Source organism: Marinifaba aquimaris, assembly GCF_013328345.1.
Classification (GTDB): Bacteria; Pseudomonadota; Gammaproteobacteria; order Enterobacterales; family Alteromonadaceae; genus Marinifaba; species Marinifaba aquimaris.
The window spans coordinates 22236-35260 of the sequence record NZ_JABULX010000014.1 but is presented as its reverse complement, the minus strand read 5'-3'; the positions used below and the strand labels follow the sequence as shown (position 1 = coordinate 35260).

The 13025-nt window shown below is 42.5% G+C and carries 8 protein-coding genes; 4 read left to right on the top strand and 4 right to left on the bottom strand.

The annotated features are described in order from the left end of the window. Positions 1 to 101 precede the first annotated feature (101 nt). Genes HR060_RS10250 through HR060_RS10240 form a run of 3 tightly spaced genes read right to left on the bottom strand, consistent with a single transcriptional unit; the run spans position 102 to position 5208 of the window. The gene (locus HR060_RS10250) at positions 102 to 3179 is read right to left on the bottom strand and encodes an efflux RND transporter permease subunit (RefSeq protein ID WP_174200205.1); all 3078 of its coding nucleotides are present in this window, start codon (positions 3177 to 3179) and stop codon (positions 102 to 104) included. A 2-nt stretch (positions 3180 to 3181) separates the two neighbouring features. Then, complete coding sequence (locus HR060_RS10245; protein ID WP_174200204.1) at positions 3182 to 4279, bottom strand: efflux RND transporter periplasmic adaptor subunit; 1098 nt, start codon at positions 4277 to 4279, stop codon at positions 3182 to 3184. 2 nt (positions 4280 to 4281) lie between these two features. Next, a complete protein-coding gene (locus tag HR060_RS10240; protein ID WP_174200256.1) occupies positions 4282 to 5208 on the bottom strand; it encodes an efflux RND transporter periplasmic adaptor subunit in 927 nt (308 codons plus the stop codon). 382 nt (positions 5209 to 5590) lie between these two features. On the opposite strand from HR060_RS10240, the gene HR060_RS10235 reads away from it, so the two are divergent. The 4 genes from HR060_RS10235 to HR060_RS10220 all read left to right on the top strand — a co-directional run bounded on the left by HR060_RS10235 (position 5591) and on the right by HR060_RS10220 (position 12556). After that, positions 5591 to 7489, top strand: coding sequence for an alkaline phosphatase D family protein (locus HR060_RS10235; protein WP_174200203.1), 1899 nt, complete (start codon positions 5591 to 5593; stop codon positions 7487 to 7489). 156 nt (positions 7490 to 7645) lie between these two features. Further along, the gene (locus HR060_RS10230; protein ID WP_174200202.1) at positions 7646 to 9013 is read left to right on the top strand and encodes an L-serine ammonia-lyase; all 1368 of its coding nucleotides are present in this window, start codon (positions 7646 to 7648) and stop codon (positions 9011 to 9013) included. A 37-nt stretch (positions 9014 to 9050) separates the two neighbouring features. Beyond that, complete coding sequence (locus HR060_RS10225) at positions 9051 to 10136, top strand: hypothetical protein (protein WP_174200201.1); 1086 nt, start codon at positions 9051 to 9053, stop codon at positions 10134 to 10136. 134 nt (positions 10137 to 10270) lie between these two features. After that, positions 10271 to 12556: a putative bifunctional diguanylate cyclase/phosphodiesterase gene (locus tag HR060_RS10220; protein ID WP_174200200.1), complete on the top strand. Its 2286-nt coding sequence runs from the start codon at positions 10271 to 10273 to the stop codon at positions 12554 to 12556. 2 nt (positions 12557 to 12558) lie between these two features. Here HR060_RS10220 and HR060_RS10215 read toward each other — a convergent pair whose 3' ends face one another. Continuing rightward, positions 12559 to 13020: an EVE domain-containing protein gene (locus HR060_RS10215; protein WP_174200199.1), complete on the bottom strand. Its 462-nt coding sequence runs from the start codon at positions 13018 to 13020 to the stop codon at positions 12559 to 12561. Between the last annotated feature and the right edge of the window lie 5 nt (positions 13021 to 13025).

The following is a 13025-nucleotide window of genomic DNA, read 5'->3' as shown; positions in this document are numbered from 1 at the left end:
GTTCTAAAAATATAGTACGAGTGTAGGTGCAATTGAATTAAACCGATGCAAAATGGATAAATAAAATAGAAAAGAGGCTTTCGCCTCTTTTCTCAATCATCTTATTTTAACTCTTCCAGTGGACGGTATTTAATACCGTGGAACAAGCAATATAAGACGGGGACAACAATTAAAGTCAGTATTGTGGCAACACCTAAACCAAACATGACCACAGCAGCCATTGATTCAAAAAAGGCATCAACCAATAACGGCATCATGCCTAAGATGGTCGTGATAGCCGCCATGCTTACTGGTCTAACACGGCTAACGGCTGAGTCAAATACCGCTTTGTATGGCTCAACACCTGCTTCCAATTCGGTATTGATCTGATCGAGTAATACGATGCCGTTTTTCAATAACATCCCTGATAGACTCAGCATCCCCAATAAAGCCATAAAGCCAAACGGTTTATTGAGAATTAATAAGCCAGCCACAATACCAATTAAAGCTAATGGTACACATGCCCAAATAACCAACGGTTTTTTCACCGCATTAAATAAAAATACGGTAATTAAGAGCATAAACAAATAGCCCATTGGCAGTGATGCAAAAATAGCGGTCGATGCTTTTTGAGAATCAGCGTATTCACCGCCCCACTCCAACTTATAGCCGGCAGGTAGTTCAATTTTGTTAATGTCATCTAACACGCGATTACGCAATGAATTAGCCGTTTCATCCGTTTTAAAGTCTGGATCCATCATCACAGTGATCATGCGCTTTCGGTCTTTGCGCATAATGAGCGGATCTTCATAGCGAATGTTTACACCATCAATGACCTGGTTAATAGGTACAAGTTGATTGTAGATAGGAGACCAAATTTGAATGCTAGTAGCAGCCGTTGCACGTTCATCTTCAGGTACGCGAGCGGTAATCGGTAATAGTGACGTTCCTTCGCGGTAAAGACCGATATTCAAACCAGACATATTCATTTGAATAGTACTGTCGACATCGGCTTTAGTAATACCTAAACGACGCGCCTGTGTTTCGTTAAAGATAGGCTCAACCACTTTAGTTCGCTCTCGCCAATCATGACGGACATTAACCGTGCCCCCCGCATCGCGAAAAACACGGATTGCTTGGTCAGCCAAGCCGCGTAAAACATCAGGATCAGCACCTGTAATTTCTACTGCTACTTTTGCAGCTGGAGATGGGCCAATCTCTAAACGCTTAAACTTAGTTAATACTTCTGGATATTTTTGGTCTAAGTACTTTTGCGTTTTTTCCATCGATGGAATGACGGATTCAAAATTATCAGTACGCACCATAATCTGAGCGTAACTGGCATAACTGCGCTCTGAGTTATACGTCAACATAAAGCGCTGCGCACCACGACCAGTTGTTGATGTGACGTGCTCAACCACATCGTACTCTAATATCTCTTGCTCGATTTCTTTGGTGATCTTATAAGTGTGACGAATATCTGTACCTTCAGGCATCCAAACATCAATCAAGAACATAGGTGTTGTCGATGGCGGGAAGAATGACTGCTTAACCGCCCCAAAACCAACAATCGAGGCAATGAAAATACCAATAACAGCAGCGACTGTCAGGCCTTTGTACTTAAGACAAATGTTTAAAAAGGCTTTGTAGAAGACAAAAACTGCACCCTTATATGGGTCTGCAGGCTCCTCACCTTCTTTGCCCGTCAGTGACTTTGGCGTCTCTTTGAAGATCATATGCGCAAAGAATGGCGTCAAACTGATGGCGGTTATCCAACTCATAAACAATGAAATAAATAACACCCAGAATAAACTGCCGGCAAATTCACCTGTAGAATCGGGTGATAAGCCAATAGGTGCAAATGCCGCGATAGCAATAATAGTAGCGCCGAGTAATGGCCAAATCGTTTGTTTTACGATCCCTTTAGCCGCTTCAAGTTTACTCTGCCCTCTGGCTTGCCCTATCAATATCCCTTCGACAATAACAATGGCATTATCAACTAACATCCCCAGCGCAATGATTAATGCACCCAGCGAAATCCGCTGTAAGTCGATGCCGTAAAATTTCATGATGAGGAATGAACCTAAAACCGTCAGCAATAAGATCCAACCAATTAGCAGGCCCGATTTTAATCCCATAAAAACAAGTAAGACGACAACAACAATCACAACTGCTTCAATTAGGCTTAACATGAAAGCCGCAACTGATTTATCTACTTCTTTTGGTTGATTGTAAATCTCCCCTATGACCATGCCAGCTGGGCGATATTCTTCTAATTCTTCAATGCGTTGAGCAATGCGTTTACCCACATCAACCACGTTGACACCGTCAGCAAAAGAGATACCTATATTGATGGCTTCTTTACCGTCAAAGTTAATCAGGTTAGACGGTACTTCTTGGAAACCTTTAGAAATAGTGGCAACGTCTTTTAAGTAAATGAGTTTTTTCGAACCTGGACTTGAGATAATCAAATCTTCTAGTTGCTTAACCGACTTAAATTCGCCCGTTGGGTGAATATAGATGTATTCATTACCTGTGGTGAAAGCACCTGAACTTTGCACGGTATTTTGAGTACTTAACACATTGTAAATAGAAGTAGGCGCAACACCTAAACTCGCCAGCTTGTTAGAAGAAATCTCCAGATAAACCATCTCTTGCTGCTGGCCTGCAACCGCAACTTTTGAAACGCCTTCAACTAATTCAATATCGCGCTTTAAAAAGTCGACATAATCCATTAACTCTTGATAACTAAAGCCATCACCAGTAATCGCCCACATAATGCCGTAAACATCACCAAAATCATCGATCACTTTTGGCTCATTCACCCCTGGTGGTAAATTGGGTTTTAAGTCATTGACTTTGCGCCTGAGCTCATCCCAAATTTGCGGCAGCTCGTTGGGACCATAGATGTTTTTCATTGTCACGGTAATTTGTGACAAACCACGGCTATTGATTGATGTGATCTCATCTATGTATGGCAACGTCATCAGTTGCTTTTCAATCACATAAGAGACTTCTTCTTCAACTTGTAACGGTGAGGCCCCCGGATAAGACGTATTTATCAACGCATCTTTAATGGTAAAAGCAGGGTCTTCCAACTGACCTAAACCAAAATAAGCATGCGTACCACCAATTAGCAGGATCAAAGTGAACATCCAGCTTATGACTTTGTTTTTAATGAAATATTCTGCGATGTTCATAATTACATGTCCTTATTATTGTTATTTACGACTTCAACAGGCAGACCTTCACGTAAATACTGCAAGCCTTTTGTCACCACTAAATCACCCGCCTTGATATTGCCAATCACTTCAACATGACTGATATTGACAACACGCCCCATACTGATTTCAACCGCATTGGCTTTACCATCAACAACACGCCAAACTAGGCGCTTAAAGCTATCGATCGGCATGCTATCGGGTAAAGTAACCGCTTCAAGTGGTACCACTGCATAATAAGCTTGATCGCGTTCAATTTTTGCCAAATCCAGTTCCACACTGCCCGGCATACCTTGTAGAGCTGGTTTAGCTTTATCAAACGGCATTTGTAACACCAAGGTGAAACTGCGATCTTCATCGCTTTGCTCTGCCGTATGCTCTTTGTATTTAGCTTTAAAGATATGATCTGGGTAAGCGTCTAACCGCACATTAATTTCTTCGCGTTGCGGTTTAACTTTTTTATCATCAATCGATGAGACCAGTGAATCCGGTAAGTCGACGGTAATTTCAACTTGGTCTTCCCTGTGTATAGAAACAACAGGCTGACCAACACTTGCAGCTTGGTAATTTTCAATTGCTACATTGGCAATAATGCCGTCAAATGGCGCTCTTAATTCCACATAGCCCAATTGGATTTTGGCATAAGCATAATCGGCCAATGCCATCTTGTATTGCGCGGCTAATTCATCATACGTACTTTTCGCCATATTGCCTTTATCGACCATTTGCTTAGCACGTGATGCCTGTACCTTCAGAAGATCAGATTTAGCTTTTTTCTCGTTAACGGTCAGCTTTAGTTGCGTGTCATCGAGCTTAGCTAATAAATCACCTTTTTTGACTCTTAAACCTTCACGGGCAATCAGCTCACTGAGCTCGCCATTGAGCTGAAAACTCAGGTTAGTGTATTGGCTTGCTTGAATAACCGCGGGGAAATGACGAACTTTTTGACTCATCACTTCTGGTACTTGGTGCACAGCAACATGCACTTGGCTGACTTGGGGAGTTGGCGCGGGAGTACATGCCACCAATGAAATACAAGTTACAGCCAATGTCGCTGCGAAAAATTGCTTAAATGACATGACTATAACCCTCTTTCCTTGACCCACTGTTTTACCTTTTGACCCGCTTTGAGCTCTGTCACACCTGATGCAACAATTTGGTCGCCATCGGCAAGCCCTGTGATCAACTCACCTTGAGAGCTAAGCTCAATCGATACTTTATCTAATACTTGGTTGTCATTGACTACCCACACCCAGTGCTTGCCTTGTTCTTGCCATGTTGCACTAGCTGGTATTTTTTGAATCATGACGTTGGAATCCAATACCAACTGGGCATTAACCGTGGCGGCCATCCCAGGGTACAGCTTTAAATCATCTGGTCTTGGCATGGTTAGTGTGACGTTAAACGCGCCTGATTCTCGGTCAGCAGTTGTCTCAACTTCTTTAAACGTTAGGGTATAAGTTTTTTCAGGCGCAACCGCAAAAGTGACATTGGGTTTGTTTTCTTTTAAATGCGAACGACGAATCGCACCAATTAAACGCTCAGGCACCGCCATTACCACATCGATAGCATCTTCAGACTGGAGCGACATGATAGGCTGCAAAGCTTGTGCATACTCGTGATCATTGAGATAAGTAGCCGCAATGATGCCATCATAAGGCGCATAGAGTTTAGTGTATTTCAGATTGGTCGTTGCATTATCTAATTCATTTTGCGACACCAATAGCTGTGTTTTGGTCGAATCGAATTTATCTTGAGAAATTAAAAAGTCTTTAACGAGTGCTTTTGAACGTTCGTGCTGCACTTTTGCTAATTCAAAGCTCGCTTTTTTGGCATATTCTATCGCTTGATAATCTGTCGGAATTAATTCTGCTAATAACTGACCAGCTTTAACTTGTTGGCCTGATTTCACATGGTATTGCTTAATTTCTCCCGGTACGCGAAAAGAAAGGTTAGCCTGGCGGCTCGCTTCTACTTTTCCTGGGAAAGCGTGTTCTTTGGTTTTCAGTAGGTCGACTTATAGCATCATAACCGGGCGAACAACGTCTTTTTTCTCCACTTGCTCAGTTTTTTCGCTACACGCACTGAGTAAACCAAGTGTCAGCACAAATATTATTTTTTTATTAAAAAACATAGTAATAAATTCCCTTTGGGCTATCCATTGGACTGAATTTTTTGATTTTTTCTATCATAGCTCAATTTAACAACAGTTATATAAAAGTTATGCAACAAGCGTCTTTATTTAATACAGAGGCAGCTCAGCAAAAGTAATTTAATCTATACGCCACATCGGGCTCGCAGACACGTGTATTAGTCGCGTCTACTACTGACATAATTCTTCATCTGACTTAAGCTAGTTTCTAATAACATAAATAAAGAAGAGATTTTGGATGCAGGCAGATAAGCAAGATTTTCTCATTGCCGGGCCTATTCTCAGGCATGTGAGCCCTTCGGCTTTCACCTTGTGGTTGGTTACGCAACAAGCGGTCACAACTCAACTTCTCATTACAGACCACCAAGGTCAGGCAATAGTTCAAAAAGATTTAAATAAAGATAACTGCCATACAGTTCAAGTTGGTACGCACTGCTTTATTCACCTTGTTGAATTAACCTTAGACACGCCACTACAGGCCGATCAATTTTACTTTTATGATCTAATTTTCGACCTAGAAACAGAGCAATCACTGAACACATTAGTACCTGCTTTGTGCTACCCAGGCTTTGATAAACCCCGATTTTGTTTGCGTTCACACGTCGACAATATGTATCACGGCTCGTGCCGAAAGCCACATCATCACCAAGATGACGCACTGGCCATTCTCGATGACAAGCTACAAGCAAGTATGCAAAACCCTGCAGATTACCCAGCCATGCTGATGATGTCTGGCGATCAAATCTACGCTGATGACGTAGCAGGTCCCATGCTGCACGCTATCCACCAAGTCATGAATAAACTCGGGTTATTCAACGAGTCTTGGCAAGGAACGGACGTTAACAACACAGAAGAGCTGTTATCGAGTAAACAGTGTTACTACTTACGAGAGTCTTTGTTACCCGATGACAAAGCAAGTCAGGCCATGCTCGATAGTGTTTTCAGAGGTGCCAGAAAGCCCATCTTTACCTCGGTAGGTGCGCAAAATCATCTAATTTGTTTATCTGAAATTATCGCCATGTATTTATTGGTTTGGTCCGATACACCTTGGCAGTGGCTTGAACTAGATAAGATGCCGCCCCAGCTCGACAGCAAACAACAAGACAAATATCAGCACGAGTTGTCCAGCATTGATGCCTTTGCATCTAGCCTGCCAAAAGTAAGACGCGCATTGGCACATATTCCAACTTATATGATCTTTGATGATCACGATGTCACCGATGATTGGAATTTAACACGCGGTTGGGAAGAAGCGGCTTATAACAACCCGTATTCCAAGCGCATCATAGGTAATGCACTTATCGCTTATTGGCTTTGTCAGGGCTGGGGCAATATGCCTAAACACTTTAAACAATGGGCGGATAAAGTACCTCATTACTTCAAAACTGATGTCGTCACTGAACACGACGATTTAGTTCAGCAAATGTTTGATTGGCAGCAATGGCATTATGTATTGGATACCCAACCCAAGGTTGTTGTCTTAGATACACGTACCCACAGGTGGCGTTCTGAAAACAGTGCTAATAAGCCATCTGGCTTGATGGACTGGGAAACGCTTTCTGAACTACAACAAGAGTTAGTGGGCGAAAAAGCCGTTATCATGGTCTCACCCGCACCTGTATTTGGCGTCAAACTGATTGAAGTAATTCAGCACATTTTTACCTTTTTTGGCAAACCGCTGATGGTCGATGCTGAAAACTGGATGGCACATCCTGGCTCTGCCAATGTGATATTAAATATCTTTCATCACAAACAAACACCGCCTAACTTCATCATTCTATCAGGCGATGTTCATTACTCATTTGCCTATGATGTCACATTGAGAAATAAAAAAGACAGTCCGCGTGTGCTACAAGTGACAGCCAGCGGCATCAAGAATGCATTTCCAGATAAACTCCTCAGCTGGTTAGATAGGTTGAACCGCTTTTTATTCAGCCACAGTTCTTTTCTCAACTGGTTTACCAAACGCCGCCACATGAAAGTTAAGCGTCGGCAGATCATCGAAAAAGGCCACGTCCAAAAAGGAGCGGTGCTCTTTAATCACGCAGGGATCGGTGAGATTATATTAGCTGATGAAATTGATGATGTGGTGGTCAAGGTTCATACCAGTGATGGTCGCGAAATAGAGTTTGATTAACCAACCATATTTCAAATTACGAGCGTTTGGAGACGAGTGTCAATTTAACTAGCCAACTGACAATTCCTGTTGCCAAGCTGTTGTCGCGAACGGGTTGGCATTTCCTATACTTTTAAGGCAAGTTTATAAGGTTTAGGTAAGTTTAATTGGCTTTTTATGTTCAGTATTTTTGATATTTTTTCTGTTGGTATAGGTCCATCTAGCTCTCATACTGTGGGCCCAATGCGAGCAGCAAAACGCTTTACAGAATCACTTGTGCAAAAGCAATTGCTCAATCAGGTTGTGACAATTGAGTGTGAGTTATTTGGGTCGCTTGGCAGTACAGGTGTAGGACATGGCACCGGGACGGCCGTGATCTTGGGCTTGATGGGGCAACTACCCGAAACGTTTGATCCAGATAATACCGAACCTTTTATTCAACAAGTTGAGCAAGAACAACAGCTTCGCCTCGCAGATACTCATGATATTGCGTTTTTACCGAGCAAAGCGATCACCTATCATCAACATAAAACCTTGCCAGGTCATGCCAATGCTATGCAAATCAAAGCAAAGGCCCAAGATGACGTTGTTTTACTGAGCGAAATTTACTATTCAATTGGTGGCGGCTTTATACTGCGCGATGATGAGCTCAACCAAGTCCAGAGTCAGCAACCCGATCAAAGTTTGCCATACGCCTTTCATAGCTTTGAGCAATTAAAGCACCAATGTCAGCAGCACCAACTGAACATATCAGAGCTGATCACAAAAAATGAAGCCTATTTTGCCAAAGAAGAGAATGTCGCACACGCTTGTCACGACATTTGGCAAGTGATGCGTAAGAGTGTTGAGCGCGGTCTCAAGGCTCAGGGGGAATTACCCGGCGGCCTGAATATTAAAAGGCGGGCACCAGCCTTACATTTAAAACTGTCGCTTAATCAAATGTCAGATCCTTTGGATGTGATGGACTGGGTTAATTTATTCGCCTTAGCAGCCAGTGAAGAAAACGCCGCAGGCGGAAGGGTTGTCACCGCACCCACTAATGGTGCAGCGGGAGTTATCCCGGCTGTTTTGTGTTATTTCAACAAATTTATCAGCCCGATAGACGAAGAAAAAGCGCAAACCTTTTTTGCTACAGCTGCAGCTATCGCCTCACTTTACAAGCGCAATGCTTCAATCTCAGGAGCAGAAGTGGGTTGTCAGGGCGAGGTTGGCGTGGCCTGTTCTATGGCTGCAGGTGCCTTAACTGCAATGATGGGAGGTAACTTAGCACAAATAGAAAATGCCGCAGAAATAGGCATGGAGCATCATTTAGGGATGACCTGCGATCCAGTTGGTGGCTTAGTACAAATTCCATGTATAGAGCGCAATGCGATGGGTGCGATTAAAGCGATTAACGCATCAAGAATGGCACTTAAAGCGGATTATGAACCTAAGGTATCACTCGATAAAGTGATACAAACCATGATGGAAACGGGCAAAGACATGCAAAACAAATACAAGGAAACCTCAAAAGGAGGTTTAGCCATTTACATAACCCAGTGTTAAGCTAGCTGAGTATTTGGACACACTAAGGACGGTTTTCATGCGTGCATTACTTATGGTTGGCGATAATCAATACGGGGTACTGAGCCAATTCGCCACAGGAATGGAAAAGGATTTAACCTCGCTTGGCGTTGCTGTTGAACTCGTTGTTATCTCGAAAGAAAACGACCTCAGTAAGCAATTTAGTCCTTTGCTCGAATATGATTTTATTGTCAGCTTTAACGCTGTAGCCAGTGATATTGCAGCACCTGGCTATTCAGTTGCTGAATATGCCAAACAAAAGCCCTTTTATATCTACACGGTTGATCACCCAATTCACTTAATGAGGCGATTTATCGGGCTGAATATCATCGTGTTATGTGTCGACCAAGAGCACGTCGGCTTTTGCCGCTTATGTGGCATTAAAGCTGAGTTTTTTCCCCATGCGGTCTCTGCAAAAAGCGTTTCTGCCCAAAATGCTATCCCGTACCAAGAAAAATCAGATGAAATTATCTTCCCAGTATCTTTTTTTGATCCAACTAGCTGGCGAGAAAAGCTCAACCCTGTTTGGAATCAGATTGGCCCTTTGGTTGAGCGTGCACAAAACATCACAGATTTCATGCAACTACTCGGTGTATTACCACGAGGCAACCGCCCTGCAAGTTTGCAACTCGATGAAAATATTCGCCGAGTCTGCTTTACGGTAGACTTTTATCTAAGAGCAAAACAACGCATTCAAACCCTCAGCTACTTCGAAGAGCAAGGTACGTCTTTGACAGTTGTGGGTAGAAACAGTGAACAGTATCAAGATATTGCCCCCTCTCACCAGTATTTACCTGCGATGGAGTTTACTGATTTACAGCAGCGTATAAAGCAAGCCAAACTTGTTATTCACAACTCACCAGGTTTTGCTAAAGGCTTGCACGAACGGGTAGTTGAACCCTATGCAATGGGCACCTTAATTTCTGGCATCAACCTTGATTATTTAGCTCAAGAGTGTGATGATTTTTTCATTCAACCTGAAGCCATTCACGCCCTTAGCGCAGAGCAATATAACCAGCAACAAGCATCCGCTATCGCTTGGATACAGTCCCAGCATACTTGGTTGAAACGCTGGCAAAAAGCAATACCCGAACTGGTGCAATAAAGCGCTGAGAAAGACTTAATGTTTGTTACTTAATCGGTTGGAAAAACTGCTTTTTCTGGTTTATACCTGCTGTAGTGAAAGATTTTTTCTCATTACCCTATCTACTCTAGATAATAGCTAAGGTTTCTCTTCACATGGATGCAGTTATCAGCAAAATCAAATACAAGACACGCATAGTATTCAGCCTTGTTTTACTGCTGGGTTTTATCTTTTCTAGCTATGTTTATTACTCCACCGATGCAGTCAGTCGCTCCACAACCGAACTCGTCGACAAACAAATCCCCCGTTATTTAGTGATGCAGCAGCTCACAGCAAGCCTTATTGAGCAAGAGCGCTTATTGTACGAATATTACGCCAGTGATGACCCTAGACTTTATACCATCAGCTTTTTAGAACAATGCTCTGCGTCTACCAAGTTAATCGAACGTTTGGCTATGTATTTTCCACAAACTCCGGCCATTATGTCTTTGAGCAATATTCAAGAGCAGTTATATGAACATGCTCTGGCGCTACATGAAAATATGGCCTCTCCGAGAACCGACTGGGATTTAGCTCGTGAGACCTTAAGTGAAATAGCCAAGCTAAGAAATCAAGCCAAGCCTCTAGTAGATGACTTGTATACTCTCGTTAGTGAACAAGTCGACAGCGCTAAGGCAGACAATAAACAACAGCTTGCCAATAGCTTGTTAGTGGTTTTCATCTACAGTATTTCTATCGTTATACTGACCTTTTTTATGGCTAAAACCAGCCAAGCTTATTTGATGGCATCGGCTAAAAGTCGTCGCCTTGCATTGTTTACCACGGCCAACCCCAACCCTATTTTGAGTTTAAATGAATCACTCGATATCGTTTATTCAAACCCAGCGTCTCATATCTTACTCAAGCGTTTAAAACGCGAAGACAGTCAACTCTCGGATATTTTGCCACCTGAATTGAGTATATTAACGAAGCGTTTACGCAACCATGAAAAGCACTTTGACAAAGTAGAATACGATATCGAGCCCCTGCATTTATCAGCTGAGGTACATTGGTTAGAGCATGAAAATGCCTTTGATTTACATATCCGAGATATTACTGGTGAAAAGCGGGCTAAGCAGAAGCTCAGTTTTCAAGCGTATCACGATCAAACAACTAAATTGGCCAACAGCTACAAACAACTCGAATTTATATCTGAGTTGATCAGTGCTGAGCAAAAATTTAGTTTGTCATTGATTGAAGTTCGAGATTTTTCGCGTCTCGTTTCAAGTCAGGGTGTAGACTGCTCTACGGCAACGATCAAAGCATTAGCAAGAAGGCTAACGCAATTTATTGAGCAACAAACCGATCACAAGGTTCATCTATTCCACCTTGCCGAGCACACATTCAGCATTATTACTTGTTATGAACAAGAAAAAGAAGCATTGCAAAGCTTTTATCAGGCACTCGCTAAACATGTAGAGCAACCACTAGAAACCAAGTTTGGTGATTTATTAGTCGAACTTGATTTTGGTCTAAGTTGCTTCCCCATTCACGGCAAAGATAAAAATACCCTAGTCAAACACGCTCGCTCTGCGCTGGACAGTGCCATTAAAAACCCTCACAGCTCATTCGTCATTTACTGCGATGATTTAGGTGCCCAACTCGACAGGCAAATGTATTTAACCAAAGCATTAAAACACGCGATTGCGGAGCAAAGTTTAGCGTTACATTTTCAGCCTCAGCTCGATATTCAACGCAACCGCATTATCGGCATGGAAACCTTGATCCGTTGGCAACATCAAGACGAATGGATCTCACCCGTTGAGTTTATCCCAATCGCAGAACAATCCGGGTTAATCATTCCATTGGGTGAATGGATATTGCATCAAGCTTGTCAGCTCACTCAACGCTGGCACCAACAGGGCTATAGTGATTTAGTTGTGGCCGTTAATATCTCGCCAAGACAATTCAAGCATCCTCAATTTATCGAGCAAGTAAAACAAACACTCGTAAGTACAGGGCTAGATGCCAAACATCTAGAGCTAGAGATAACAGAAGGCGTGATTTTAGGAAATGAGCGAGATACCATTGAAGAGCTCAATAAACTCAGAGCTTTAGGTGTAATGTTATCGATTGATGACTTTGGTACAGGCTACTCATCATTGAGCTATTTAAGCCAGTTTCCGATAGATAAACTGAAAATAGACCAAGCGTTCATTAAGACCATGCATCATAGCGAAACGGAACGCGCGATTGTTAACACAATAGTTGAACTGGGTAATAACTTATCGCTGACGTTAATTGCTGAAGGGGTGGAGTTAATAGAGCACAAACAATATTTGAAAAATATTGGCTGCCATGAAATTCAAGGTTACTGGTTTGCCAAACCTATGCCAGCGCAGCAGTTTATTGATTTTGTAGCTGAATTCTCAGCAACCGAAGTAGGCGAGTTAGGTAGCTAACGTTACTGATTTAGCTTACTGATGGCTTGCCACTCGTGATCAGCAACGGGCATGATAGACAAACGACAGCCTTTTTTAACAAGTGCTAATTCATTTAGTTCGGGCATAGTTTTAAGCTGTTTCAATGGGATTGCACGCTTAAACTTCTCAACAAATTTGACATCAACCATAAACCAACGCGGGTTCTCTTCAGTCGATTTTGGGTCGTAATATTTGCTGCTGGCATCAAATGCAGTAAAGTCTGGATACGATTCTTTAACGACTTCAGCAACCCCAACAATTGCAGGCACTTTACAGCCCGAGTGGTAGAAAAATATGCGGTCACCCATTTTCATTTGGTCTCGCATCATATTGCGCGCTTGATAATTTCGCACGCCATCCCAGTGCTCAGTTTGCTCTGGACGACTTGCTAAGTCATCAATACTAAATGCATCGGGTTCACTTTTCATCAACCAATATGCCATAGCCA